Annotated in this window: 21 protein-coding genes; 7 read left to right on the top strand and 14 right to left on the bottom strand. The window is 74.2% G+C overall.

What is annotated here, in order from left to right; all coding sequences use genetic code 11:
- Nucleotides 1–194: 194 nt before the first annotated feature.
- Nucleotides 195–1,640 carry an MFS transporter gene (locus GA0070609_RS02685; RefSeq protein ID WP_088992325.1) on the top strand — a complete coding sequence of 482 codons (1,446 nt, stop codon included), beginning with the start codon at nt 195–197 and terminating at the stop codon, nt 1,638–1,640.
- A gap of 63 nt (nt 1,641–1,703) precedes the next feature.
- Nucleotides 1,704–2,135: a globin gene (locus tag GA0070609_RS02680; protein ID WP_088992324.1), complete on the top strand. Its 432-nt coding sequence runs from the start codon at nt 1,704–1,706 to the stop codon at nt 2,133–2,135.
- Between the two features lie 136 nt (nt 2,136–2,271).
- On the opposite strand, the gene GA0070609_RS02675 is transcribed toward GA0070609_RS02680, so the two are convergent.
- The 4 genes from GA0070609_RS02675 to ettA all read right to left on the bottom strand — a co-directional run bounded on the left by GA0070609_RS02675 (nt 2,272) and on the right by ettA (nt 5,813).
- Nucleotides 2,272–2,847 carry a type III secretion system chaperone family protein gene (locus tag GA0070609_RS02675; RefSeq protein ID WP_088992323.1) on the bottom strand — a complete coding sequence of 192 codons (576 nt, stop codon included), beginning with the start codon at nt 2,845–2,847 and terminating at the stop codon, nt 2,272–2,274.
- Between the two features lie 131 nt (nt 2,848–2,978).
- On the bottom strand, nt 2,979–3,695 hold the full coding sequence (locus GA0070609_RS02670; protein ID WP_088992322.1) for a hypothetical protein: 717 nt from the start codon (nt 3,693–3,695) through the stop codon (nt 2,979–2,981).
- Nucleotides 3,692–4,135 carry an acyl-CoA thioesterase gene (locus tag GA0070609_RS02665; RefSeq protein ID WP_088992321.1) on the bottom strand — a complete coding sequence of 148 codons (444 nt, stop codon included), beginning with the start codon at nt 4,133–4,135 and terminating at the stop codon, nt 3,692–3,694. Before GA0070609_RS02665 ends, GA0070609_RS02670 begins: the two co-directional genes overlap by 4 nt.
- A 1-nt stretch (nt 4,136) precedes the next feature.
- Complete coding sequence (ettA, locus tag GA0070609_RS02660) at nt 4,137–5,813, bottom strand: energy-dependent translational throttle protein EttA (RefSeq protein WP_088992320.1); 1,677 nt, start codon at nt 5,811–5,813, stop codon at nt 4,137–4,139.
- 301 nt (nt 5,814–6,114) lie between these two features.
- Between ettA and GA0070609_RS02655 the strand changes: the two genes are divergently transcribed.
- A complete protein-coding gene (locus GA0070609_RS02655; RefSeq protein ID WP_088992319.1) occupies nt 6,115–7,515 on the top strand; it encodes an alpha,alpha-trehalose-phosphate synthase (UDP-forming) in 1,401 nt (466 codons plus the stop codon).
- Nucleotides 7,516–7,556: 41 nt separating this feature from the next.
- Complete coding sequence (otsB, locus tag GA0070609_RS02650; protein ID WP_088997444.1) at nt 7,557–10,118, top strand: trehalose-phosphatase; 2,562 nt, start codon at nt 7,557–7,559, stop codon at nt 10,116–10,118.
- A gap of 361 nt (nt 10,119–10,479) precedes the next feature.
- Here the strand turns inward: otsB and cobA are convergent, their stop codons facing one another.
- The 3 genes from cobA to cobC form a co-directional block, all read right to left on the bottom strand.
- The gene (cobA, locus tag GA0070609_RS02645; RefSeq protein ID WP_088992318.1) at nt 10,480–11,709 is read right to left on the bottom strand and encodes a uroporphyrinogen-III C-methyltransferase; all 1,230 of its coding nucleotides are present in this window, start codon (nt 11,707–11,709) and stop codon (nt 10,480–10,482) included.
- A 215-nt stretch (nt 11,710–11,924) separates the two neighbouring features.
- Nucleotides 11,925–12,995, bottom strand: a complete 1,071-nt coding sequence (gene cobT, locus GA0070609_RS02640) for a nicotinate-nucleotide--dimethylbenzimidazole phosphoribosyltransferase (protein ID WP_088992317.1) — start codon at nt 12,993–12,995, stop codon at nt 11,925–11,927.
- Complete coding sequence (gene cobC, locus GA0070609_RS02635) at nt 12,995–14,092, bottom strand: Rv2231c family pyridoxal phosphate-dependent protein CobC (protein ID WP_088992316.1); 1,098 nt, start codon at nt 14,090–14,092, stop codon at nt 12,995–12,997. Before cobC ends, cobT begins: the two co-directional genes overlap by 1 nt.
- Before the next feature lie 122 nt (nt 14,093–14,214).
- Here cobC and GA0070609_RS02630 point away from each other — a divergent pair, with 122 nt between their 5' ends.
- A complete protein-coding gene (locus GA0070609_RS02630) occupies nt 14,215–16,347 on the top strand; it encodes a transglycosylase domain-containing protein (RefSeq protein ID WP_088992315.1) in 2,133 nt (710 codons plus the stop codon).
- Nucleotides 16,348–16,467: 120 nt separating this feature from the next.
- Here GA0070609_RS02630 and GA0070609_RS02625 read toward each other — a convergent pair whose 3' ends face one another.
- Together GA0070609_RS02625 and GA0070609_RS02620 are read right to left on the bottom strand one after the other, a co-directional pair.
- Complete coding sequence (locus GA0070609_RS02625) at nt 16,468–17,037, bottom strand: GNAT family N-acetyltransferase (protein WP_088992314.1); 570 nt, start codon at nt 17,035–17,037, stop codon at nt 16,468–16,470.
- A complete protein-coding gene (locus tag GA0070609_RS02620; protein WP_088992313.1) occupies nt 17,034–18,425 on the bottom strand; it encodes a cobyrinate a,c-diamide synthase in 1,392 nt (463 codons plus the stop codon). The genes GA0070609_RS02625 and GA0070609_RS02620 overlap by 4 nt, the downstream gene beginning before the upstream one ends.
- A 175-nt stretch (nt 18,426–18,600) precedes the next feature.
- On the opposite strand from GA0070609_RS02620, the gene GA0070609_RS02615 reads away from it, so the two are divergent.
- Entirely contained in the window at nt 18,601–19,416 is an 816-nt protein-coding gene (locus tag GA0070609_RS02615; protein ID WP_172899278.1) for an SURF1 family cytochrome oxidase biogenesis protein, read from the top strand.
- An 80-nt stretch (nt 19,417–19,496) separates the two neighbouring features.
- Here the strand turns inward: GA0070609_RS02615 and GA0070609_RS02610 are convergent, their stop codons facing one another.
- The 4 genes from GA0070609_RS02610 to GA0070609_RS02595 all read right to left on the bottom strand — a co-directional run bounded on the left by GA0070609_RS02610 (nt 19,497) and on the right by GA0070609_RS02595 (nt 23,532).
- The gene (locus tag GA0070609_RS02610; RefSeq protein WP_088992312.1) at nt 19,497–21,080 is read right to left on the bottom strand and encodes an ATP-dependent DNA ligase; all 1,584 of its coding nucleotides are present in this window, start codon (nt 21,078–21,080) and stop codon (nt 19,497–19,499) included.
- 120 nt (nt 21,081–21,200) lie between these two features.
- Entirely contained in the window at nt 21,201–21,407 is a 207-nt protein-coding gene (locus GA0070609_RS02605; RefSeq protein ID WP_088992311.1) for a hypothetical protein, read from the bottom strand.
- Nucleotides 21,408–21,484: 77 nt separating this feature from the next.
- A complete protein-coding gene (locus GA0070609_RS02600; protein ID WP_172899464.1) occupies nt 21,485–22,834 on the bottom strand; it encodes a dipeptidase in 1,350 nt (449 codons plus the stop codon).
- A gap of 74 nt (nt 22,835–22,908) precedes the next feature.
- Nucleotides 22,909–23,532: a uridine kinase family protein gene (locus tag GA0070609_RS02595; protein ID WP_231928508.1), complete on the bottom strand. Its 624-nt coding sequence runs from the start codon at nt 23,530–23,532 to the stop codon at nt 22,909–22,911.
- Nucleotides 23,533–23,720: 188 nt separating this feature from the next.
- On the opposite strand from GA0070609_RS02595, the gene GA0070609_RS02590 reads away from it, so the two are divergent.
- The gene (locus GA0070609_RS02590; protein WP_088992309.1) at nt 23,721–24,122 is read left to right on the top strand and encodes a rhodanese-like domain-containing protein; all 402 of its coding nucleotides are present in this window, start codon (nt 23,721–23,723) and stop codon (nt 24,120–24,122) included.
- A gap of 124 nt (nt 24,123–24,246) precedes the next feature.
- Here GA0070609_RS02590 and GA0070609_RS02585 read toward each other — a convergent pair whose 3' ends face one another.
- The gene (locus GA0070609_RS02585; RefSeq protein WP_157748040.1) at nt 24,247–25,233 is read right to left on the bottom strand and encodes a hypothetical protein; all 987 of its coding nucleotides are present in this window, start codon (nt 25,231–25,233) and stop codon (nt 24,247–24,249) included.
- Nucleotides 25,234–25,581 lie beyond the last annotated feature (348 nt).

Here is a 25,581-nt window from a genome sequence, read left to right as displayed (position 1 = left end):
GGCCCCTCGGGTATCGTCCGTTCGTTCAGTCGGGGATGCGACGATCAAGCCGTTCGCCCTAGCCAGTTGTCAGACGATCGGGCAGAATCCGGGACACGCGTTCCCCCCGGAACGTGATCACGTCCTCGCTGATCGGTAGATCTGACGACGGTTTCCCGGGCGCGTACGCCACGAGCGGCAGCACCCGGGAAACGATGGAGGCGACGGTGTCCGACGAGCGACCCTCTCCGGAAGGGCCGGCCACCTTCCATGAGGTGTTCGCCCAGCGCGAGTATCGGGCGATCTTCGCGGCCAGCGCACTCTCCTGGGTCGGTGACTACATCGCCAAGGCGGCGGTCACCCTCCTGGTCTACCAGGAGACCCGGTCGGTGGCCCTCTCCGCCGCCGCGTTCGCGATCAGCTACCTGCCCTGGCTGGTCGGCGGCCCGCTGCTGTCCACCCTCGCCGAACGGCACCGCTACCGGCAGGTGATGGTCGCCTGCGACCTGATCCGGATGGCGCTGATGGTGGTCATCGCCATCCCGAACATGCCGGTCAACGTGATCCTGGTGCTGCTCTTCGCCGCCACCCTGGCCAACCCACCGAGCCAGGCCGCGAAGTCCGCGCTGATGCCGCTGGTGCTGACCGGCGACAAGCTGGTCCTCGGGCTGTCTTTGAACGCCAGCACCGGCCAGGCCGCGCAGGTCGTCGGCTACCTGATCGGCGCGTCCGTGGCGGCGTTCAACCCGGCGTTGGCCCTGCTGATCAACGCGGCGACGTTCGCCGTCTCGGCCGCGCTCACCCGCTTCGGCGTCGCCGACCGGCCGCCGGCGATGACCGCCGCGCACCGCAGCCACCTGCTCCGGGAGACCGGCCAGGGGTTCCGGCTCGTGTTCGGCACGCCGGTGCTGCGGGCCATCGCCGTGCTGGTGTTCAGCGCCATGCTCTTCTCGATCGTGCCGGAGGGGCTGGCCGCGGCCTGGGCGAGCGAGCACGGCGCCGGCGGGATGGACACCGGCGTCGCGCAGGCCGTCATCATGGCCGCCAACCCGGTCGGCTTCATCCTCGGCGGGCTGGTGGTCGGGCGGGCGTTCGGGCCCGACCGGCGACTGGCGCTGATGCGGCCCCTCGCGGTGCTCGCCCCGGCGGTGCTGGTGCCCGCCCTGTTCGACCCGCCACCGGCGGTGGTGGCGCTGCTCGCCGGGGCCTGCGGGTTCGCGGTCGCCGGCATGCTGCCGATGGCCAACGGCCTGTTCGTCCGCGCCCTGCCCAGCGGCTTCCGGGCCCGGGCGTTCGGCGTGATGGCCAGCGGGGTGCAGGTGATCCAGGGCGTGGCGGTGCTGGTCACCGGGCTGCTCGCCGAGCGGTTCCCGATCCCGGCCGTGGTCGGGTGGTGGAGTGCGGCGGGCGTCCTGCTGATGGCCCTGGTGGCGCTGCGCTGGCCGAGCCGGTCGAGCGTCGACGCGGCGGTCACCGCGGCGGAACGGGCCGGCGGCGCCGGGGTGGCGCCGGCCGAGGACGTGACCAGGGAGCAGACCGGCGGCGCGCCGGACCGGGGCGAGGGCGGGGCGGACGAGCGGCCGCCGGCGCAGGACGGCCCCGGCGGTCCGGTCGCCGGCCGGCCCGGCGAACCGGGGCGGCCGCGCCACGCGGTGAGGTGAGTTACACCCGTACCCCGGTCCCTCCCCAGGGGTGCGGCCGCGGGCACCTGGCAGGATGGAACGGTGAATCCCGCTGCTGAGTCCGGCCGTCCCCGGCCGTCGATGACCCTCTTCGAGGCGATCGGCGGTGAGCCCGCCTTCCGCAAGCTGGTCGACGAGTTCTACGCGGGGGTCGCCGACGACCCGCTGCTGCGCCCGATGTATCCGGAGGAGGACCTGGGCCCGGCGGCGGACCGGCTGACGCTGTTCCTGATGCAGTACTGGGGCGGCCCGAACACCTACTCGGCCCAGCGGGGGCACCCGCGGCTGCGGATGCGGCACGCGCCGTTCCGGATCGGCGCGGCCGAGCGGGACGCCTGGCTGCGGCACATGCGCACGGCGGTCGACAGCCTCGACCTGCCGCCGGAACTCGCCACCGCGCTCTGGGACTACCTGGAGCGGGCGGCGTACTTCATGGTCAACGTGATGGAGGACCCGGCCGCCGGGACGCCGTAGCCGTCGGCGCGGCGGCGGTGCCGTGGCCGGCGCCCGGTCGGCATCGGCACGGTCGACCGCGGCAGGTAGACCGCAGCACAGCAGACCGCGGCACGGGCGGACCGCGAGTGGGGCTGGCGACCGGTCTGGCGACGGCTCAGAGCAGGGCGCCCTCGTCGTGCAGCCAGTCGACGAAGCTGGTGGCCACCGCGGCGCCACAGTCGAGCATCTCGACCAGGAGCGCGTCGTGCGTTCCGGCGCCGAACGGCACCTGGAGCTCGGCGTAGATGGGCAGCTGGCCGCGTTCGGTGGGGTCGCCGACGTAGGCCTTGCAGAACCGGCGGGTGTGGTTCCACTCGTTGACCACCCGGTAGGCCCAGTCCGGCGGGACGGTCGCGTGTGGACGCGCCCGCATCACCAGGATCTCGTCCTCCGGGCCCTCAAGGGTGACCAGCACCGCGTGCCGCTCCCACATGGCCAGCAGGTTGCCGTCACCGTCGGCCAGGTAGCGCACGTCGAGCAGGTCGAGCGCCTCGCAGACCCGGCCCAGGGTGACCGGCTCGACCGCAGCCCGCATCTCCGGGATGGCGGGCCGGTCGACGGCCGGGCAGTCGTCCTCCGGCTGCCGGGGGGTCGGTGGCCCGACCCGGACGGTGCCCTCCACTGTGATCCCGCTTCGAGTTTCCGGGTCGCCGCCGTTGGCGGGACCGGGGCGCCATGACCACCACGGCATCGCTCGCGCACCTCACTCCCCAGCGGATCCAGTCGCCTACGGTGCGTTGGATCCGAGGATGGACGGTACCCGGACAGCCGGGTTGAAGCATCCCCCCAACGGGAGCCCCAAACCAGAAGAATGACCGGTGGTCATCCGAACGGATGACCGCCGGAGGGTCGTACGGCAAGATCAGTGGCCGTCTGCGACCAAGTCGCTCCGTATGGTCCCACCAGGCCGACCCAACGTCCGGCCGTCCGCACCTGGACGGCGGCGGCGCCAGCGGCGCCGGAACCGGCCCCCGGGGCGCCCAGGAAGCCCATCCGGACCAGACCCTGGACCAGCCGCTGGTTCACCTCCACCGGTTCGCCCGGCGGGTCGTCCGGGGTCACCACCACCGGCACGTGGTCGAGCAGCGCGTCGCGCAGCGCCCGCTGCCCCACCGCCCGCCCGGCCACGCCGTGCGCGCTGGCGGCCCGCAGCGTGCCCGCCGCCGCCTCGGCGATCCGGCGCAGCTCACCGCCCGGCAGCGTCTCCACCCGGCGGCTCGCCGCCGGCGGCAGCGGCCACCGCCACTGCGCGTCGCGCCGGGCCGGCAACTCCTGCCGTCCCTCGGTGAGCGCCGCGAGCAGAGCGTCCGCGCCGACCGTGACGTCGCCCGGGGCCACGCCGGCCACCGTGCGCACCACCAGCACCCCCCACGGCAGGCGGGCCCAGAGGGCGGTACGCGCCGGCGCGCCGGCCGGCCGGAGCCGGACCAGGGCACCCCGGTCCAGCCGGACCAGCCGGGCCAGGAAGGCGCCCGCGTCGGCGCCGTCGGCGATCCCGTGCCCGCCGGCCGCGTCGACCGGGTGACCGGCCGCGGTCACGCCGCGCCCTGCGGGGCGTACGTCAGGAGGAACTCACGCTCCTCGGCGCTGACCCGGCGCGGCACCTGCCGGTCGAGGTCGAACGGGACCAGCACCGAGCGGGCCCGGCTGGCCAGCACGTCGCCGTCGTACAGCTCGTAGGCGACGGTGAACGAGGCGGCCCGGATCTCCTCCACCCAGAGTTCGATCCGGACCGTCGGCGCCGCCTCCGCGGTGGCCCGGCCGAGCGCGTAGTCGACCGGGCGCAGGTAGTCGACCTCGTGCCGGCGGATCACCACGCCGTCGGCGAACGAGCCCACTCCCCACGCCCGGCCACCGGCGAACATCAACGCCACCCGGGCCTCCTCGTAGAGGGTGAGGAAGCGCGAGTTGTTGACGTGGCCGTACGCGTCCAGGTCGGACCACCGCAGGGTGCAGTGGTAGACGAAGCGGTCGGCCACGTCAGTCGCGGGTCAGCTTGCGGTAGGTCACCCGGTGCGGCCGGGCGGCCTCGGCGCCGAGCCGGTCGATCTTGTTCTTCTCGTACGCCTCGAAGTTGCCCTCGAACCAGAACCACCTCGCCGGGTTCTGGTCGTCGCCCTCCCAGGCCAGGATGTGCGTGGCGACCCGGTCGAGGAACATCCGGTCGTGCGAGATGACCACGGCGCAGCCGGGGAACTCCAGCAGCGCGTTCTCCAGGCTGCCGAGCGTCTCGACGTCGAGGTCGTTGGTCGGCTCGTCGAGCAGGATCACGTTGCCGCCGATCTTCAGCGTCAGCGCCAGGTTGAGCCGGTTGCGCTCGCCGCCGGAGAGCACCTTGGTCGGCTTCTGCTGGTCCGGGCCCTTGAACCCGAACGCCGCGATGTACGCCCGGGACGGCATCTCGACCTTGCCCACCAGGAGGTGGTCCAGCCCGTCGGAGACGGTCTCCCAGACCGTCTTGTCACCGGCCAGCCCCGCCCGGCTCTGGTCGACGTACGACAGCGAGACGGTGTCGCCGACCTTCACCGAGCCGGAGGTCGGCTCCTCCAGCCCGACGATGGTCTTGAACAGGGTGGTCTTACCGACGCCGTTCGGACCGATCACGCCGACGATGCCGTTGCGCGGCAGCGAGAACGACAGGTCGTCGATCAGCACCCGGTCGCCGAAGGCCTTGGTGAGGTTCCGCGCCTCGATCACCGTGCTGCCCAGGCGCGGGCCCGGCGGGATCTGGATCTCCTCGAAGTCCAGCTTGCGGGTGTTCTCCGCCGCGGTGGCCATCTCCTCGTAACGCTCGAGGCGGGCCTTGGACTTGGTCTGCCGGGCCTTGGCGTTGGAGCGGACCCACTCCAGCTCCTCGTCGAGGCGCTTCTTCATCTTCGCGTCGCGGCGGCCCTCGACCGCCATCCGGGCGGCCTTCTTCTCCAGGTAGGTGGAGTAGTTGCCCTCGTACGGGTACGTCCGGCCGCGGTCCAGCTCCAGGATCCAGTTGGCCACGTTGTCGAGGAAGTACCGGTCGTGGGTGATGGCGATGACGGTGCCGGCGTACTTGGCCAGGTGCTGCTCCAGCCACTGCACGCTCTCCGCGTCCAGGTGGTTGGTGGGCTCGTCGAGCAGCAGCAGGTCGGGCGCCTCCAGCAGCAGCTTGCACAGCGCCACCCGGCGGCGCTCGCCACCGGAGAGCATGGTGACGTCGGCGTCCGGCGGCGGGCAGCGCAGCGCGTCCATGGCCAGCTCGAGCTTGGAGTCGATGTCCCAGGCGTCGGCGTTGTCCAGCTCCTCCTGGAGCTTGCCCATCTCCTCCATCAGCGCGTCGGAGTAGTCGGTCGCCATCTGCTCGGCGATCTTGTTGAACCGCTCCAGCTTCGCCTTGGTCTCGGCGACCGCCTCCTCGACGTTGCCGAGGACGGTCTTGGCGTCGTTCAGCGGCGGCTCCTGGGCCAGCATGCCCACGGTGTAGCCGGGCATCAGCCGCGCCTCGCCGTTGCTCGGCCGGTCCCAGCCCGCCATGATCTTGAGGAGGCTGGACTTACCGGCGCCGTTCGGACCGACCACACCGATCTTGGCCCCCGGCAGGAAGTTCAGCGTCACGTTGTCGAGCACGACCTTGTCGCCGTGCGCCTTGCGCGCCTTTTCCAGGACGTAGATGAACTGGGCCACGGTGCGGGCTACCTCCGTACGTTGCGACTGGGAGCCGGCGGGCGAGGGCGCGGGCTGGTCGTCACCCGCGGCCGCCGGCCGGGGCCGGCCGCACGCACGCCGCTGTCAATCCTGACAGGTACGCGTCGCAACGCCCACATCACCCCGCCGCAGCGTGCGGCGGCGGCATGTTGACAAGATCACCTCCAGGGTTCGGCGGGCGTGGGACGGGTAGGGAACTCCGGCACGGGGCCCCAGACGCCGCAGCTACGCTCAGTACGCTCATCACGGTTGACCCGTCAGCACCCGGAGGTGGCCGAACGTGACCGTCCGCAGCTCCTTTGTCGTAGTGGCGAACCGCCTGCCGGTCGACGAGGTGAGCACACCCGAGGGCCGGCAGTGGCGACGCAGCCCCGGCGGGCTGGTCACCGCCCTGCATCCCGTCCTCGCCGAACACCAGGGCACCTGGGTCGGCTGGGCCGGCGGCACCGGCGCCGCCCCGGAGCCGTTCGACCTGGAGGGGATCCGGCTGCACCCGGTGCCGCTGAGCGCCGAGGAGCTGGAGCGCTACTACGAGGGGCAGTCCAACGCGACGATCTGGCCGCTCTACCACGACGCGGTGGAGACCCCGGCCTACAAGCGCCGGTGGCGGGAGGCGTACCGACTGGTCAACGCCCGGTTCGCGGAGGCCGCTGCGGACGTCGCGGCCGAGGGGGCCACCGTCTGGGTGCAGGACTACCAGCTCCAGCTGGTCCCGGCCATGCTCCGCGAGCTGCGCCCGGACCTGCGGATCGGCTTCTTCCTGCACATCCCGTTCCCGCCCATCGAGCTGTTCATGCAGATGCCGTTCCGCACCGAGATCCTGCGCGGCCTGCTCGGCGCCGACCTGGTCGGCTTCCAGCAGCGGCTGGCCGCGCAGAACTTCGTCCGGCTGGCCCGGCACCTGCTCGGGCTCCGCTACGAGGGCCAGATGATCCAGGTCGACGGGCGGCAGGTGAAGGCCGGTGCCTTCCCGATCAGCATCGACACCAAGGAGATGGAGCGGATGGCCGCCGACCCGGCGGTGCAGGCCCGGGCCAAGGAGATCCGGGAGGAACTGGGCAACCCGAAGACGATCATCCTGGGCGTCGACCGGCTCGACTACACCAAGGGGATCGAGTTGCGGCTCAAGGCCTTCCGCGAGCTGCTGGCTGACGGAAAGTTGACAGTGCCCGAGGCCGTCATGGTGCAGGTGGCCACGCCGAGCCGCGAGCGGGTGGAGCACTACCAGGCACTTCGGGTCAAGGTTGAACGTGAAGTTGGTCGGATCAATGGCGAATTCGGCAGGGTCGGCGTGCCGGCGGTGCATTATCTGCATCAGTCGTACAGTCGCAGTGAACTGGCCGCGATGTACGTCGCTGCCGACGTGATGATGGTGACCCCGCTGCGAGACGGAATGAATCTGGTGGCCAAGGAGTACGTCGCATCGCGCGCCGACCAGGGCGGCGCGCTCGTGCTCAGTGAGTTCGCCGGCGCCGCCACCGAGCTGCGCCAGGCGTTTCTGTGCAACCCGCACGACCCGGACGCGGTCAAGGACGCGCTGCTGCGAGCTGTGCACGTGGAGCGGGCCGAGGCCCGCCGGCGGATGCGGACGATGCAACGCCACCTACGCACCCACGACGTGGGGCACTGGGCCAAGTCGTTCCTCACCGAGCTCGGTGTGCCCGAGGCGGAGGCCGCGTGAACACGTCCGTCAGCGACGGAGCGCCCATCGTCACCGGAGTGATGGACGCTGAGCTGCGCACCGCCATCGGCCGGATCGCCCGGGTGCCGCAGCTCCTGATCGCCTGCGACTACGACGGCACGCTGGCGCCGATCGTCGAGGACCCGAGCAAGGCCGTACCGCTGCCCGAGTCGGTGGCGGCGGTGCGCGCCCTGGCGGCGCTGCCGCAGACCACCGTGGCGGTGGTCTCCGGGCGGGCGCTGCGCGACCTGGCCGCGCTCTCCCGGCTGCCCAGCGAGGTCCACCTGGTCGGCAGCCACGGCTCCGAGTTCGACATCGGCTTCGTCGAGCGGCTCTCCCCCGAGCTGATCGCGGTGCGCACCCGGCTGCGCGACGAGCTGCGCCAGATCGCCGCCGCCCACCCGGGCATCCGGCTGGAGCGCAAGCCGGCCAGCGTCGCGGTGCACACCCGCGGGGTGGACCCGCAGGTCGCCGCGGCCGCCATCGAGGCGGTCCGCAGCGGCCCCGCCACCTGGGACGGCGTCACGGTCACCCAGGGCAAGGAGGTCATCGAGCTGTCGGTGGTGGCCACCCACAAGGGCACCGCTGTCGACCAGCTGCGCACCCAGCTCTCCGCCAGCGCCGTGCTCTTCATCGGCGACGACGTCACCGACGAGAACGCCTTCGGCAACCTGCACGGGCCGGACGTCGGCATCAAGATCGGGCCCGGCGACACCCAGGCGCAGTACCGGGTCGCCGAGCCGATCGAGGCGGCGCGGGCCCTCGGGCTGCTGCTGGAGACCCGCCGGCACTGGCTCTTCGGCGAGCGGGCGGTGCCGATCGAGCGGCACTCGATGCTGGCCAACGGCCGTACCGTCGCGCTGCTCACCCCGGACGCCAAGGTCACCTGGCTCTGCCACCCCAAGCCGGACTCGGCGGCGATCTTCGCCGACCTGGTCGGCGGCAGCCCGGCCGGCCACTTCAGCGTGGCGCCGGAGCGCGGCGGCATCCCGCTCGGCCAGCGGTACCGCTCCGGCACGATGACCGTGGAGACCCGCTGGTCGGGCCTGACCGTCACCGACTGGCTCGACACGCCGGACAGCGAGACCACCCCGGACGGCCCGGCCATCCTCAGCGGCGACTCGACCCTGATCCGGGTGCTCACCGGCACCGGCCGGGCCCGCCTGGAGTTCGCGCCCCGGCCCGAGTTCGGCCAGGTGGCCGTCCAGCTGCAACCGCTCGGCGACGGCCTGCTGGTGCTCGGCTCCAACGAGCCGGTCGCGCTCTACTCCCCCGGCGTCGAGTGGGAGGTGACCAGCGACGGCGTCTACGAGACCGCCAAGGCGGTGGTCGACCTGCGCGCCGCCGGCGGGCAGGTGGTGCTGGAGATGCGCTTCGGCACGCAGAGCCTGGAACACCACCGGCTGTCGATCCACGAGCGTCAGGCCGCGGCCGAGCAGCCCTGGAAGGACTGGGTGGCCTCGCTGCGGCTGCCGAACACCGCGCGGGACCTGGTCGCCCGCAGCGCACTGACCCTGCGCGCGCTCTGCCACCAGGCGACCGGCTCGATCCTGGCCGCGGCGACCACCTCGCTGCCGGAGGAACTGGGCGGGGTCCGCAACTGGGACTACCGGTACTGCTGGCTGCGCGACGCGGCGCTGACCGCCCGGGCGCTGGTCGACCTCGGTTCGATCGAGGAGGCCGAGGGGCTGTTGCGGTGGATCGACGGCGTCGTCGAGCGCACCGGCGGGCACCCCGAGCGGCTGCACCCGCTCTACACGGTGGACGGCTACGAGCTGGGCGCCGAGGCGGTCATCGACACCCTGCCCGGCTATGCCGGCTCCCGGCCGGTGCGGGTCGGCAACCTCGCCAACCACCAGCTCCAGCTGGACGTCTTCGGCCCGGTGGCCGACCTGATCGCCGCCGTCGCCGACGCCCGCGGCTCGGTGCGGGACGACGAGTGGCGGGTGCTGGAGAACATGGTCGAGGCGGTCCGTCGCCGCTGGCACGAGCCCGACCACGGCATCTGGGAGGCCCGCCTCCCGCCGCGGCACCACATCTTCTCGAAGACGATGTGCTGGATGACCGTCGACCGGGCGCTGCACGTGGTCCGCCAGCACGGCGGCGACGACCGGCCCGAGTGGGTGGAGCTGCGCGACCGGATCGGCGCCAACGTGCTGGAGTACGGCTGGCACGAGCACGCCGAGGCGTACAGCGTCGCGTACGGGGACGAGGACATGGACGCCTCGTCGCTCTGGATCGGCCTGTCCGGCCTGCTCCCCGGCGACAACCCGCGTTTCCTCTCCACCGTGCTCAAGATCGAGGCCGACCTGCGCAGCGGCCCGGTGGTCTACCGGTACCACTGGGACGACGGCCTGCCCGGCCGCGAGGGTGGCTTCCACATCTGCACCGCCTGGCTGGTCGAGGCGTACCTGCGCACCGGCCGGCGGGACGACGCCGAGGACCTGTTCGCCCAGATGATCGACACCGCCGGGCCGACCGGGCTGCTCCCCGAGCAGTACGACCCGCTGGCCGAGCGCGGACTGGGCAACCATCCGCAGGCCTACAGCCACCTCGGCGTGGTCCGCTGCGCCCTGCTGCTGGACAACATGCTCAAGCAGTGACCTGACGCACCACGACGGCGGCCGGAGACCCGTGTCTCCGGCCGCCGTCGCGTCCACGCACCCTCCGAAGCGCAGAGCCGAAGCGCAGAGATCAAGCGCAGAGATCAAGCGCAGAGATCAACTCCATACCACCGACATCGCGGCATCCGAGCCGCACCGACCCCGCCACATCGCCGACAAGAAGTCGATCAAGTCGGAGACGACGAACGGACCGCGCCCACGACAGGGTTTCCGGGGAGCCCACTCGCGGAGGGATCAAGCCTGACCGCCCGAGCGAGTGGGCTCCCCGGAAACCCCCGACCCCAGCCGACGACGACCAGCAGCCCAAGCCCGGCCCGGATGACGAGCCCGGCGGCGAGGATCAGGCGAGCGGGACCGACGAGAGCACCGGCACGACGTCGCCGACCACCACCACCGCCGGCGGGCGCAGCCCCGCCCCGGTCACGTCCGCCGCGACCGAGGCGAGCGTGGACCGGAGCACGCGCTGGGCGCCGGTGGTGGCCTCCTGCACCACCGCGGCCGGCGTCTGCCCGGGCCGGCCGTGCGCGATCAGCGTGGCGGTGATCTCGGCCAGGTTCTTCAGGCCCATCAGGATCACCAGGGTGCCGCGCAGCCCGGCCAGGTGCTCCCAGCGCACCAGCGAGGCCGGCGAGTCCGGCGCGACGTGCCCGGAGACCACTGTGAACTCGTGCGCCACCGCCCGGTGGGTGACCGGGATGCCGGCCACCGCCGGCGCGGCGATCGAGCTGGTCACCCCCGGCACCACGGTCACCGGCACACCGGCCGCCGCGCAGGCGAGCAGCTCCTCACCGCCCCGCCCGAAGACGTACGGATCGCCGCCCTTGAGCCGGACCACGAACCTCCCGGCCAGCGCCCGGTCCACCAGGATCCGGTTGATCTCCTCCTGCGCGCGGGCCGGCCCGTACGGGATCTTCGAGGCGTCGACCAGTTCCACGTCGGCGCGCAGTTCGTCGAGGAGCAGCCCGGGGACCAGCCGGTCGGCGACCACCACGTCGGCCGCGGTGAGCAGCCGCCAGCCCTTGACGGTGATCAGCTCCGGGTCGCCCGGCCCGGCACCGACCAGCGCGACCCGGCCGGCCGCGGCACCGGTCGCCGTTCCGGCCGGGGCCGTCTCGATCCGGGCGGTGAGCAGGTCCCGCACCGCGTCGCGCACGCTCATCGCCCGGCGCGGGTCGCCGCCGCCGAGCACGGCCACGGTGACCGGGCCGTGCCGGGTCACCGCCGGGGTCCACGCGGTGGCGGCCGCCCGGTCGTCGGCGCGTACGCAGAAGATGCGCCGCTCGGCGGCGGCCGCGCTGACCGACGCGGCGGCAATCGGGTCGTCGACCGCGACCTGGACCAGCCAGGCCCCGTCCAGGTCGTCGGGGGCGAACCGGCGCGGCGCCCAGTGCAGCCGGCCGGCGTCGGCGTGCGCCCGCAGCGCCGGGGTCAGCTCCGGGGCGACCAGCAGGACGTCGGCGCCGGCGTCGAGCAGGGCCGGCACCCGCCGGGTGGCGACGGCCCCGCCGCCCACCACGACCACCCGCCGCCCGGCCAGCCGCAGCCCGAGCGGGTACGGATTGCCGCTCATGCCGGTACTCCGCTGCGCTCCGTGCCGCCATGAGGCACCTCCGCGCTGAGCCGATGATTCGCTCGCTGACGCTCGCTCATGCCGGCACTCCGCTGCGCTCCGTGCCGCCATGAGGCACCTCCGCGCTGAGCCGATGATTCGCTCGCTGACGCTCGCTCATGCCGGCACTCCGCTGCGCTTTCCACCGGCGTGCGGCGCCACGCTGCCCAGCGTGCTCACTTCTCGGCCACCCCGGCCGAGTCGAAGGTGGCCACCTCGTGCAGCACCCGGACCGCGCCGGTGACCACCGGCAGCGCGAGCAGCGCACCGGTGCCCTCGCCGAGGCGCAGCCCGAGGTCGATCAGGGGGTCGAGGCCGAGCCGACGCAGCGCGACCGTGGCGCCGGGCTCGGCGGAGCGGTGGCCGGCGACCATCGCCCCGGTGGCGTCCGGCGCGAAGGCGGCGGCGGCGAGCGCGGCGGAGACCGCGATCACCCCGTCCAGCAGCACCGGCGTGCGGCGGGCGGCGGCGCCGAGGATCAGCCCGGCGAGGGCGGCGTGCTCCAGGCCGCCGACGACGGCCAGCACGCCCAGCGGGTCGGCCGGGTCGGGCCGGTGCCGGCGCAGGGCGTCCCGCACCACGCCGATCTTCCGCTGGTACGTCGGGTCGTCCACGCCGGTGCCCCGACCGGTCGTCTCCGCCGGGTCGACTCCGGTGAACGCGGCGATCAGCGCGGCCGCCGGGGTGGTGTTGCCGATGCCCATATCACCGGTGAGCAGGATGCCCGCCCCGGCGTCGATCAGGTCGCCGGCCACCCGGATGCCGGTCTCCACCGCGGCCCGAACCTCCTCCCGGGTGAGCGCGGCGGTCACCGCCAGGTCCCGGGTGCCGGCCCGGACGTTCGCCGCCACCAGCCGGGGCGCGCCGGCGTCGCTCGCCGGGGCGGCGGGCACCGGGGTGGCCACTCCGACGTCGACCACGGTGACCGTGGCGCCGGCCTGCCGGGCGAACGCGTTCACCACCGCGCCGCCGGCCAGGAAGTTGCCGATCATCTGGGCGGTGACCTCCTGCGGCCAGGGGGTCACCCCCTGGGCGTGTACGCCGTGGTCACCGGCGAAGATCGCCACCGCGGCCGGCTCGGGCAGCGGCGGCGGGCAGGCCCCGGCCAGGCCGGCGAGGCGTACCGAGAGTTCCTCCAGCGCGCCGAGCGAACCGGCGGGCTTGGTCAGCCGGCCCTGCAGTTCCCGGGCGGCGGCCATCGCCGGCTCGTCCAGCGGCCGGATCGCCGCGATCGTGGTCTCCAGCATCATGCCTCCAGGATCTGCGCCAGTACCTCGGTGAACGCGTCGGTGGTGGCCAGGTCGCGAACGGCGATCCGCAGCCAGTCGGGGCCGAGGCCCGGGAAGGTGTCGCCCCGGCGTACCGCCCAGCCGCGCTCCCGCAGGGCGGCTCGTACGGCGGCGGCGCCGGGCAGTTGGACCAGCACGAACGCGCTGGCCGGGCGGCCGGCGACGCGTACCCCCGGCAGGGCCGACAGGCGGGCGACCAGGTGGTCGCGGTCGGCCGCGAGGCGGGCGGCGATCGCGCGCTCGGCCTGGACCGCGGCGGGACCGGCGCAGGCGGCCGCGGCGGCCAGCGCGGGGGTGGAGACCGCCCAGAGCGGCTGCACGGCGGTCAGCCGGTCGAGCAGCGGTGCGGTGCCGAGCAGGTAGCCGATGCGCAGCCCGGCCAGTCCCCAGGTCTTGGTGAGGCTGCGCACCACCAGCAGGCCGGGCAGGTCCCGCCGGGCGGCCAGGGACTCCGGCTCGCCGGGTACGCCGGGCGCGGCGGTGGTGTCGGCGAACGCCTCGTCGACCACCAGCACCCGACCCGGGCGGGCCAGCGCGGCCAGATCGGCGGCGGGGTGCAGCACCGAGGTCGGGTTGGTGGGGTTGCCGATCATGACGAGGTCGGCGTCCGCGGGCACCCGGGCCGGGTCGAGCCGGAAGCCGTCGGCGGGGTCGAGCAGCACCCGTTCGACCTGATGGCCGGCGGCCCGGAGCGCGGCCTCCGGTTCGGTGAACTGGGGGTGCACCACCACCGGCCGGCGTACCCCGCGCAGCGCCTGGGCGAGCAGCACGAAGCCCTCGGCCGCGCCGGCGGTGAGCAGCACCTCCGCCGGGGGCCGGCCGTGCCGGGCGGCGACGGCGGCCCGGGCCGGCGCGGGGTCGGGGTAGCGGGCGAGGTCGGCCAGCGACGCGGTGATCGGCTCGGCCAGCCAGGCTGGCATCGGGGCGGTGCGGACGTTGACGGCGAGGTCGACCAGACCCTCGCCCACCTCCGCGTCGCCGTGGTGGGCGAGGTCGGGTTCGTGGGCGGGGTCGGGCCCGACGCCGGTGGGCGCCCCGATCGGCTGACCGCGCATGACCGCGATCCTGCCGGGAAGGCGGCCCACGGGACAGCGTGTCCCGGCGTAAGACGCGTCACCACCCACGGCGTTTATGAATACTTCTCATGGATGAATCGGAAATGTCATAACTTGGCCGTGTGAGCAACCGACCCCTTGCTGCCGCTGGTCGTCTCCTTCCCCTCGTCCGCGCCGGTCTGATCGCCGGCATCGTGATCGCCGCCGTGGCCTATCCGTTGGCCGCCGCCACCGGCATCGGCGCCAAGGTCACCGCGCACGCGCTGGAGCACAAGACCAAGATCCTGACGGTCGCCCTGCCCGCCGAGACGTCGTACCTGTACGCGCCGGACGGCAAGACCGTGCTGACGATGTTCTACGAGGAGTACCGGCAGTACACCAAGCTGGCCGACATGTCGCCGAACATCCAGCAGGCGATCGTCGCTGCCGAGGACTCACGCTTCTACCAGCACCACGGCGTCGACCCGAAGGGCGTCGCCCGCGCCTTCGTGGCCAACGCCCGCTCCAGCGGCGTCTCCCAGGGCGCCTCCACGCTGACCATGCAGTACGTCCGGATGGCGCTGCGGGACAGCGCGAAGACCCCGAAGGAGGTCCAGGAGGCCACCCAGCAGACCAGCCTGCGCAAGATCCGCGAGATGCGGATGGCGCTCGACCTGGAGAAGGAGCTGAGCAAGGAGGAGATCCTGGAGCGCTACCTGAACTCGGCGTACTTCGGCCACCGGGCGTACGGCATCTACGCGGCGAGCGAGATCTTCTTCTCCAAGACCCCGAAGGACCTCACCCCCGTCGAGGCGGCCACCCTCGCCGGCCTGGTCAAGTCCCCGTCCGAGTACGACCCGGCCAGCTCGGACCAGAAGGACGCCACCGCCCGGCGCAACTACGTGCTGGACCGGATGGCCCAGCTCGGCTACGTCTCCCCCACCGACGCGGCGCGGGCCAAGAGCGAACCGATCCGGCTCAAGCTGAGCTACCCGCCGAACGACTGCGCCTCGATCCCGGAGAAGTGGAACAGCTGGGGCTTCGCCTGCGACTACCTGAAGAACTGGTGGAGCGCGCAGCCCGCGTTCGGGGACAACCGGCTGGAGCGGATGGACAAGCTGCGCCGGGGCGGCTACCGGATCGTGCTGAGCCTGGACCCGAAGATCCAGGAGGCGGCCGAGAAGAACGTCGGCGCGAAGGAGGGCACCGGCAGCCCGTTCGCCAACGGCATCGTGGTCTCCGAGCCGGGCACCGGGCGGGTGAAGGCGATGGCGGTGAACCGGACCTACTCGCTGGACCTGGCCGAGAACCCGCCCAGCTCCAACCCGGAGGCCGGCCCGACGACGAAGGCGAACTACCCGAACACGGTGGCGCCCCTACTCGGCGGCGGCAGCCTGCCGGGCTACCAGGCCGGATCGACGTTCAAGATGTTCCCGATGCTGGCCGCGCTCAACGAGGGCATGCCGCTGTCCACCTCGTTCAACGCCCCGTACAAGTACCGCTCCGAGGTCTACGACGGCTGGGCGCCGTCCAACGCCAGCGGCGCGATGTCCGGTAACCAGACCATGTGGTCCGGCTTCGGCAAGTCGGTGAACACGTACTTCGTGTGGCTGGAGGAGCAGATCGGCGCGGAGAAGGGCGTCCGCCTCGCCGAGCAGCTCGGGCTGCGCTGGCGCACCGACGTCGACCGGGAACACGCCTCTCCGAGCAAGGCACCGAAGTGGGGTGCGTTCACCCTGGGGGTCTCCGACGCCACCCCGCTGGAGATGGCCAACGCGTACGCGGCCATCGCCGCGGACGGGCGGTACTGCGAGGCGATCCCGGTGCAGTCGATCCACAACCGGGACGGCACGCCGACCACGTACCGGACCGCCGGCGGGATCGAGCGCGAGGTCGCCAAGCCACGCTGCCGACAGGTGGTGAGCGCGGACGCGGCCCGGGCCGCCACCGACGCCGCCCGCTGCCCCACCGGGGACACCCCGGCGCGCGGAAGCTGCGGCGGCTGGTCGACGGCGGACAGCGTGCGGGGCACGGTCGGGCGGCCGGTGGCCGGCAAGACGGGTACCACGGACAGCACCCGATCCGCCTGGTTCGTCGGCTACACCCCGGAGCTGGCCGCGGCGAGCTTCATCTCCGACCCGGACAACCCGTTCAACGCGGTCGGCGACGGCCAGTCCCAGATCCCGATCGCCGCGGTCGCGGAGACCCTCCGCGACGCGCTCAAGGGCAAACCCACCCGCCAGTTCACTCCACCCTCCGACCGCATCGTCGGCTGACCAGCCTGGCCTTGGACCAGGGGGGTCGGGTCCGCGACCGCCCGATCCCCTCGACCACCGCGACGGCGCCGGCCCGCCCGGCCCCTCGACCACGGCGACGGCGGGCGGAGCGGCGGCGGGTCAGTGAAGGTCGGCGGTCACGAAGGACCAGACCTCCAGGTCGACCCGGCCGCCACGGGCGTAGCCGGCGTTACGGAGCAGGCCCTCGTAGCTGAACCCGGCCTTCTCGGCCACCCGGCGCGACGCCAGGTTGCCCGGCGCCACCCGCAGCTCGACGCGCTGGAAGCCGTGCTCCAGGATCAGCGCGATGGCCAGCGCGTCGACCGCCTCGGCGGCCAGCCCGAAGCCGCGGGCGTGCGGCGCGATCGCGTAGGAGACCTCGGTGCACCGGGCACCCCAGTCGGTGCGCCGGGTCCAGAGGCAGCCCACCACCCGGTCGTCCTCCCGACGCACCACCCCGTAGTGGTCGCCGGCGCCGGCGTCCCGCCGCTGCCGGGCCAGGTCGGTGCACCAGGCGTGGCCGTCGATCTGCCCGGTGGCGTCGGCCAGCGGCAGCCAGCGCTGGGTCTGCTTGTCGGCGAAGACCTCCTCGGCCGCCGGCGCGTCCGCGGCCACCAGCGGGCGCACCTCGGTGCGCGGGGTGGAGACGGTCAGCGCCGGGAACCGGCGGATCGCCACCTGACCGATCACGCCGGCACTCCGCCGGGCCGCGCCTCCTCGACCGCCGGCTCCGCCGCCGCGGCGGCCACCAGCCGGGCGGCGATCTCCGGGTCCGCGGCCCAGTGCACCACCAGCTGCGAGGCGTGCACGCCCCGCCAGACGAAGCCCTCCGGCGCGCCACCCGACCAGCTCCAGACCGGGCGCTGCCCGGCCCGCGGGGTGAGCACCGCCCGGTGCGCCTTGTGCCCGGCCACCACGGCGCCGGGCGGCGCGACGACGGTGCCGGTCAACGCGGTCGCCTCGCGGTAGCCGACCACCAGGCCCTCCCGGCTCGCGCCGACCGCGTCGAGCACCCCGCACATCGGCAGCCCGTCCAACTCCCGGGCCAGCCAGAGCAGGCCGGCGCCCTCGGCGACCACCGGTCGGCCGGTGCGGGCCAGCTCGGCGACCGCTATGCAGAGCCGACGGTTGGCGGAGAGCTGCTCGGCGTACGACTCGGGCAGGCCGCCGCCGACGACCAGCGCCCGGCTGCCGGCCGGCAACGCCTCGTCGCGCAACGGATCGACGGTGACCACCTCGGCCCCGGCCGCCCGCAGCAGCTCGGCGGTCTCGGCGTGGCTGTAGCTGCCGCCCGGTCCGCCGGCCAGCGCCACCACCGGGCGCTCCCCCGCCGGCGGCTCCCCGCCCGGGTTCGGCGACCAGGGCTCGGCGGGCAGCGGCGGGGCGGAGCGGGCCAGCCCGAGCAGCCGGTCCAGGTCGACGGTGGCGGCGACCGCCTCGCCGAGCCGGCGCACCGCCCGGGTGGCCTCACCGGAGCCGGCGAGCGCGGGAACGGCGCCCAACCGGCGCGCCGGCAGCACCGGCGGCAGGTCCTGGCGGCGCAGCACGCCGTAGACGGGCACGCCGATGTCGTCGAGCGCCTCGCGCAGCAGCGCCTCGTGCCGGGCCGAGGCGACCCGGTTGAGGATCACCCCACCCAGCCAGATCTGCTCGTCGTACGACCGGAAGCCGTGCACCAGCGCGGCCACCGACTGCCCGATGGCGGCCACGTCGACCACCAGCACGACCGGGCTGCGCAGCGCGATCGCGACGGCCGCCGTCGACTCGGTCTCGGGACGGCCGCCGAGGCTGTCGTAGAGGCCCATGCTGCCCTGCACCAGGGCGAGCGCTGCCCCGGCGGCGCCGTGCCCGAGCAGGGGGGCGATCCGGTCCGCGCCGACCAGCCGGGGGTCCAGGTTGCGCCCGGGCCGCCCGGCGGCGAGCCCGAGGTACGCCGCGTCGACCTGGTCCGGGCCGATCTTGAACCCGGCGACGTGGTCGCCCCGGTCGGCGAGCGCGGCGAGCAACCCGATCGCCAGCGCGTTCTTGCCGTGCCCGGAGGACGGCGCGCTGAGCACCAGGCGCGGCACGACGGTCATCATCGACTCCCTCGCGGCGGCGGGTACGCGGCCACGGACCGCAGCCGCGGTCCGCCCGCGTGACGATAGCCGAACCCGCCGCCGGGCGAGCGCCGCCGACCGGGCGGGTCCTGGCCGCCGGCCGCACCAGCGGCACCCGGTCCGGCGCAGTGGCCCGGGTCATACGGGTAGCCTCGTGGTCGTGTACCGGTTCCTGCTGACGCCGCGCTGGCTGGGCATCCTCGCGCTGACCCTGGTCGCCGCGACGGTGATGGTGCTGCTCGGCAACTGGCAGCTGGACCGCTACCGGGGTCGCACCGAGGTCAACGAGCGGATCGACGCCGGTTTGCGGATGGCCCCGGTGCCGCTGCGGGAGGCGGTGCCCGCGCCGACCGGTGGCAGCGGCACGGCCGGCCCGCCGCCCGCCGAGGATAAGATCTGGACCCGGGTCACCGTGACCGGCCGGTACGACACCGCGAACGTGGTCCTGGTCCGTGGCCGGACGGTGGAGAGCAAGGTCGGCTTCGAGGTGCTCACCCCGCTGGTCCTGGCCGACGGCACCGCGGTGCTGGTCGACCGGGGCTGGATCCCGCCGGCGCCTGGTGGCGCCACCGCCCAGCCGCAGGTGCCGCCGGCCCCGTCCGGCGAGGTGACCGTGGTGGGCCGGGTGCACGAGAGCGAGAGCGGGTCGGTCACGGTGTCCCGGCGCGAGGGCCGGCTGGAAACCCGGCGGATCGGCGTCCCCCAGCTCGCCCGTGAGCTGCCCTACCCGGTGCACGGGGCGTACCTGCTGCTGGACGAGCAGACGCCGGCGGCGGATCCGGCCTTCGTCGCGGTGCCGGTCGGGCACGCCAACAACTGGCAGAACTTCGGCTACGTCGTGCAGTGGTGGCTCTTCGCCGGCATGACGCTGTTCGGCTACGTCTGGGTGGCCCGCCGGGAGGCCCGCCGGCTGTCGGGGGCGACGCCACAGGGGCCGGTCGACCGGGCCGCCCCGAGCACCCCGGCCTGACCCTGCCTGCCCGCTGATCAGCGCTCCGGCGGGGACGCTCGCCGCCGGTCGCGGGCACGCCGGCGGCGGCTGGGCGGTGGTCAGCCGGTGGGGCGGCCGGCGTGGATGGCGCGTACCGCGTCGATGGTGTCGGCCTCGGCGGCGGTCTTGTCGTCGCGGTAGCGCACCACCCGGGCGAAGCGCAGGGCCATCCCGCCCGGATAGCGGGAGCTGGTCTGCACCCCGTCGAAGGCGATCTCCACCACCTGCTCGGGGCGGACCCGCACCACCCAGTCGCCCTTCTCCACCGCGAGGTCGAGGAAGCGCTCGGTCTGCCAGCGCAGCAGCTCGTCGGTGAGCCCCTTGAACGTCTTGCCGAGCATCACGAACTCACCGGTGCGCGGGTCGCGGGCGCCGAGGTGCAGGTTCGACAGCCAGCCGGTACGCCGGCCACTGCCCCACTCCACCGCGAGCACCACCAGGTCGAGGGTGTGCCGGGGCTTCACCTTCACCCAGGCGGCGCCACGCCGGCCCGCGTCGTACGGCGCCTCGGGCGACTTGACCACGACGCCCTCCTGGCCGGCGTCGACCGCCGCGGCGAACGCCGCGCCGGCCTGCTCGGGCCCGTCCACCTCCATCCGCCCGACCAGCAGCGAGGCGTCGACCGCGCCGGCCAGCGCGGCCCAGCGGTCCCGGCCGGGCAGGTCGATCAGATCCGCGCCGTCGAGGTGCAGCAGGTCGAAGAAGTACGGCGTGAGCACCGGTTGGCCGGTGGTCTCGGCGGCGGCGAGCACCGCCGGGGCGACCGGGGCGCGGCCGGTGGTGCTCGGGGTGGTGCGCCGGGCCGCCCGGCTGGCGGTCTCCTGGAACGGCAGCGGCCGCCCAGTCGCGTCCAGCCCGATGGCCTCGCCGTCGAGCACCAGTTCGCGGGCGGGCAGCGCGCGCACGGCGGCGACCACCTCGGGCACCCGCGTGGTGATGTCGTCGAGGCTGCGGGTGAAGACGGCGATCTCCGACCCGGAGCGGTGCACCTGGATCCGGATGCCGTCGAGTTTGACGTCGACCACGGCCGGGGTGCCGGTGGCGGAGAGCGCCTCGTCGACCGAGGGCGCGCTCTGGGCCAGCATCGGCGCCAGCGGGCGCCCGACCCGCAGACCGAAGGTGGCCAGCGCGGCGGCGCCGCCGGTGAGCGCGGCCACCGCCACGGCCCGCAGGTCACCGGCGAGCAGCAGGGCCCGGCGAACGGCGGTGAGCGGCACGCCGGCCGCCTTGGCCACGGCGTCGGCGAGCAGCCCCGCCTGGGCGCCCTGCCGCAGCTCGCCGCTGAACAGCGCGGTGAGCAGGCGCTGCTCGTCGCCGGTGGCGGCGCCGAAGAGCGCCCCGAGCAGCGCCCGGCGGCGAGCCTGCGAACCGGGGCCGTGCACCGCGGCGATCTCGTCGATCGCGGCGTCGACAGCGGTCACCGTCAGCGTGGGCTGCTCGGCGGCCGGCGGCAGGTCGCGCAGGCTCGCCCAGCCCACCCCGGTCTGCCGCTGGCGCAGCTCGCCGGCGAGCCAGCCGGCGCCGGCCGCGATCTCCGCCGGGTCGAGCCGGCGCAGCGCCTCGGCGAGCAGCTCCACCTTGGCGCGCCGGCCGCTGGTGGCGCCGACGGCGGCGGAGGTGGCTGCCAGGTCGATGAACCGCACGGGTTCATCCTGCCAGCCACCCCCGACACCAGCGCGGCATCGCCGTGCCCGGGCCGGCGCGGCCCCCAGGACCAAACCGCCACGCCGGCCGGGACACCGCCGCGCGAACCGGTGTGCCGGTCAGGCCGAGACGGGTTCCTCGATGCGCAGGCCGCGGGCGCGGACCTCGTCGGCGACCCGGGAGAGCACCGCGTCCAGCGCGACCAGGGCGGCGGAGAGCTCGCCGAGCTGTTCCTTGAGCGTGTCCTCGGGCCACGCGGAGACGTCGACGTCCCCCAGAGCGCTGACGGCGGCCCCCAGCCGGGCCATCACCTCGTTCGTACCCATGTTCGAAAGGCTATAACAGCCCCGCGCCCGACACACCGCAAACTCCGACATCGTTCGGGAAGTTACGGTTCCGACGCCTACCGGCCCTTCGCCGCCTCGGCCACCTTGGCCAGCAGCAGCGTCTCGGCCAGGCAGACCCGGGCGAACTCGCCCAGGTGCAGGCTCTCGTTCGGGCCGTGCGCCCGGGCGTGCGGGTCCTCCACGCCGGTCACCAGGATCGCCGCCTGCGGGAACATCTCCTGGAAGGTGGCGATGAACGGGATCGAGCCGCCGACGCCGATGTCCACCGGGTCGGTGCCGTCCCACGCCGCGCGGAAGGCCGACCGGGCCGCGTCGAACATCGGGCCGGCGGCGTCGATGACGCACGGGAAGCCGTCGTGCTCGAAGGTGACCTCCACCCGCGCCCCCCACGGCACGTGCTTCTCCAGGTGGGCGCGCAGCGCCGCGTACGCCCGCTTGGGGTCGTCGCCCGGAGCGAGCCGGATGCTCAGCTTGGCCTTGGCCGCCGGCACCAGGGCGTTCGGCGCCTCGCCGGTGGCCGGGGCGTCGATGCCCAGCACGGCCAGCGCCGGCTTGGTCCAGAGCCGGTCGGTGATCCGGCCGGTGCCGATGAACGACACGCCCTCGACCATCCCGGCCTCGGCGCGGAACCGGTCCTCCGGGTAGTCGACGGTGGCGCCCTCCCGCCCGAGGAGGCCCTCCACGGCCACGTCGCCGGCGTCGGTGTGCAGGGTGGCCAGCAGCCGCACCAGGGTGGTGAGCGCGTCCGGCACCGCGCCGCCGAACATCCCGCTGTGCACCGCGTGGTCGAGGGTGCGCACCTCGACGAAGCAGTTCACGATGCCGCGCAGCGAGGTGGTCAACGCCGGTACGCCGATGTCCCAGTTGCCGGAGTCGGCGATCACGATCACGTCCGAGGTGATCTCGTCACGGTGCTCGGCGAGCAGCCGCTCCAGCGAGTCGGAGCCGTACTCCTCCTCGCCCTCGATGAAGAGCACCACGCCGACCGGGAGGGCGTCGCCGAACGCGCGCAGCGCCGCCACGTGCGCCATGATGCCGGCCTTGTCGTCGGCGGCGCCCCGGCCGTAGAGGCGGCCGTCCCGCTCCACCGGCTCGAACGGGTCGGACTCCCACAGCGACAGGTCGCCGACCGGCTGCACGTCGTGGTGGGCGTAGAGCAGCACCGTCGGCGCACCGGGCGGGGCCGCCTTCTTCCCGATCACGGCCGGTTGCCCACCGGAGCGCACGATCTTCACGTCGAGGCCGCAGCCGCGCAGCAGCTCGGCCACCGCCTCGGCGGACCGCTCGACGTGCGAGTGGTCGAAACCCTCGAACGCGATGCCGGGGATGCGCACGAGGCGCTCCAGGTCGGCGCGGACGCCGGGCAGTTCCCGCTCGACGGCGGCCCGCAGGTCGGACTCGGACATGGTCGGTGTGGTCATGACCGGCATCGTATGCCGGCCTTACCGGGCGGCACCGCCCGAGGCGGCAGGGACGCTGGTCAGGGCAACCGCAGGTAGTAGCGGTCGGCGTCGTGCGGCAGCGCTGGCGCCCCGTCGACCACCAGGTCGGCCCGCGCCCGGGTGCGGTCGGCGGCGAAGTGCGCCCGCTCGCCGGCGTGCCAGCGGCGCAGCTCCGGCAGGATCTGCACGCCGTCCCGCTCGACCGCCCGGGCCAGCCGCAGCGGCGCCGGGGCGGTGACGAAGACGGCGAGCGTGAGGTCCGGCCGCGCCGCCGCCCGGGCCGCGCTCACCCCCTCGACGAGCAGCACCGGCGTCACCGGCACCGGCACCGGACGCGGCAGGAAACGTTGCCGCACCCAGCTGTACCGCTGGTAGGCGCCCGGCCGGCCGGCACGCAGCGGCGCCAGCACGCACGCCTCCAGGCGGGGCCAGAAGGTGAGCTGGTCGGCCCAGCCGTCGAGCAGGTCGTCGGTGTGCACCACGGGCGGCCGCCCGCCGCCGGGCAGCCCGGCGAGCGCGTCCGCGAGGCGCGCCGCGAAGACGCTCTTGCCCGCGCCGCTCGGCCCGTCGACCGCCACCAGCCGGGTCCGCCCCAACCGCGCCGGCGCGGCCAGCACACGGCGGGCCAGTTGGGCGTACGCCTCGACCACGACCACCGCCACCCGCCGACGGTAACCGGCCCACCCGACCGTGGGACGGGCCGGTACGGACGGGTGCCGGCGTCCGGCGCGCCCCGGCCGGCGCGGACGCGGTGCGGTCGCCCGTTCGGGCGGTCGTGGCACGGACCGCGGCCGTTCCCCGGCCGGACACCGGGACGGGACGGGATGATCGGCTGGTGTCCCACAGCGTGATGAGTCCGGGCGTCGACGCCCTGCTGGAACAGGCCCGCGCCGGGGTACGCCGGCTGACCCCGCACCAGACCGTCGAGGCGGTCCGCACCGGGGCGTTGCTGATCGACACCCGCACCGAACGGCAGCGGCAGGAACAGGGCGAACTGCCAGGCGCCATCGTCATCGACCGCACCGTGCTGGAATGGCGGCTGGACCCGGCCAGCGCCTGGCGGATCCCCGAGGCCACCGGCTACGACCTGCGGATCGTGCTGGCCTGCCGGCACGGCTACAGCTCCAGCCTGGCGGTGGCGAGCCTACGGGCGTTGGGGCTGCACCGGGCCACCGACATGATCGGCGGGGTGCAGGCGTGGCTGGCCGCCGGGCTGCCGATGTCCGACCGCCCGGCCGACGTCCGCTACTGACCGGACGCCGGTACGGCCCGCGGGGACGTGGACCGGATCGGCTGGGCGAGCCCAGGCGGGCCGCGCGTCGCCGGGCGGGTTCCAGGCGGCCCGGCTCGCCCGGCTGCCGCGCCGCCGGGTGGTGTCAGTCGTCCAGCGGGTTCCCGGTGGGCGCCACCCTGGTCAGCCAGGCCGCCGCGTCGGCGGGGCCGAGTTCCCCGTCCACCGTCAGCGAGCCGGGCACCGTCGGGTACCGGCGGACGTTCTCCCAGCTACGGGTGTAGGACGGCGGGTCGAGCACGACGACCCGGACGCCGTCCAGCAGCGGGATGTCGGCCGGAAGTCCCTCGTTCCAGATCCATGCGCCGTGGCCGTCCACCAGGTTGAAACTGCCGGTGACCATGCCGCCGAACCGCTCCGGCGGCGCGTCGGTGGCGACCGCGACCCACGCCGGGTCGACGGTGAGCCCGGCGATGCGGCCCGGTTGCGCCAGCGCCCCGGCCAGCAGGGTGTGCAGCTGGAAGTTGTCCCCCACGCCGTCGACGGTGACCCACCAACCCCGCCCGGTCTCCCGGTGCAGGACGAGCAACCGCTCGGCGTCGAGCAGCCGCAGCAGCCCGAGCATGCAGTCCAGGTCCCCGCGGGCGTCGGCCAGCCCGCTGCCCAGCTCGCGCAGCCGCGCCCGGTGCGGGAACGTCTCCCGTAGGGCCGTCGAGTGCTGCAGCAGCGTCGTCGCCGGCATCGCCCAGTTGCCGGCCGAGAGCCAGCCCAGCGCCGCCCGGAGGGCCCCGTCCTCGTCGCCGCCGGCCGCGGTCATCGCCGCGATCGCCGGCTCCAACGCGGTGGGGTCACCCGGCTCGGGCAGTTCCTCGTCGGGGTGGACCCGTTCCCAGGCGGCCCGGAACCGCTCGGCCTCGGTGAGCGCCTCCAGCAGCCCCTCGGCGACGGCGGGGACCAGGTGGTCCGGTCGGGCGCCCAGCTCCACCAGCGCGCCGCAGAGCACCGCGAACTGCCCGCCCGCGCTGATTCCCAGCCCGGGCAGGAGCGCGACGCAGCGGGACAGTGCCTCGTCCAGCTCGGCGGGCGTGGCCTGCTGGGCCGCCTCCCACAACCGCGGCACGGCCTTGGTCATCCGGGCACTGTCGTGGGCCCGCACGGCCGCCTCCACCTCGGCGCAGCGATCAGTCAACTTTCCGGAACGATTCAAGAACACCGGCGCACTCTAGCGATCCCGCCGCCCGTGCGGTGTCCCGCTGGCGTCCGCGCCAGCCGTCGTCGGCCGGACCGTTGCTTCGCTGGCCACCGCCGGTCTGGCCACCGGTCGGGACGGCAGGTCAGTGCTCGCCACCGGGCCGGAACACCGCCGCTGGCCGTCTTCCGGAGGTCTTCCGGAGGCCTTCCGGAGGTCTGCCTGGTGCTGCACGCCAACCGGCCGGTGCTGGTCTGGGTCCGCTGGTCTGGGTCCGCGCTGGTCTGGGTC

This window comes from Micromonospora echinaurantiaca, assembly GCF_900090235.1.
Taxonomy (GTDB): Bacteria; Actinomycetota; Actinomycetes; order Mycobacteriales; family Micromonosporaceae; genus Micromonospora; species Micromonospora echinaurantiaca.
This window is presented reverse-complemented; position numbering and strand designations above follow the sequence as displayed.

Bases quoted from the DNA above. Each gene is read 5' to 3' on its own strand.
- GA0070609_RS02585 (WP_157748040.1), bottom strand. From the start codon at position 25,233: ATGACCAAGGCCGTGCCGCGGTTGTGGGAGGCGGCCCAGCAGGCCACG.
- GA0070609_RS02605 (WP_088992311.1), bottom strand. From the start codon at position 21,407: ATGGGTACGAACGAGGTGATGGCCCGGCTGGGGGCCGCCGTCAGCGCT.
- cobT (WP_088992317.1), bottom strand. From the start codon at position 12,995: ATGCTGGAGACCACGATCGCGGCGATCCGGCCGCTGGACGAGCCGGCG.
- GA0070609_RS02600 (WP_172899464.1), bottom strand. From the start codon at position 22,834: ATGTCCGAGTCCGACCTGCGGGCCGCCGTCGAGCGGGAACTGCCCGGC.
- GA0070609_RS02685 (WP_088992325.1), top strand. From the start codon at position 195: ATGGAGGCGACGGTGTCCGACGAGCGACCCTCTCCGGAAGGGCCGGCC.
- GA0070609_RS02590 (WP_088992309.1), top strand. From the start codon at position 23,721: ATGAGTCCGGGCGTCGACGCCCTGCTGGAACAGGCCCGCGCCGGGGTA.
- cobC (WP_088992316.1), bottom strand. From the start codon at position 14,092: ATGCGCGGTCAGCCGATCGGGGCGCCCACCGGCGTCGGGCCCGACCCC.
- cobA (WP_088992318.1), bottom strand. From the start codon at position 11,709: ATGAGCGGCAATCCGTACCCGCTCGGGCTGCGGCTGGCCGGGCGGCGG.
- otsB (WP_088997444.1), top strand. From the start codon at position 7,557: ATGGACGCTGAGCTGCGCACCGCCATCGGCCGGATCGCCCGGGTGCCG.
- GA0070609_RS02620 (WP_088992313.1), bottom strand. From the start codon at position 18,425: ATGACCGTCGTGCCGCGCCTGGTGCTCAGCGCGCCGTCCTCCGGGCAC.
- GA0070609_RS02675 (WP_088992323.1), bottom strand. From the start codon at position 2,847: ATGCCGTGGTGGTCATGGCGCCCCGGTCCCGCCAACGGCGGCGACCCG.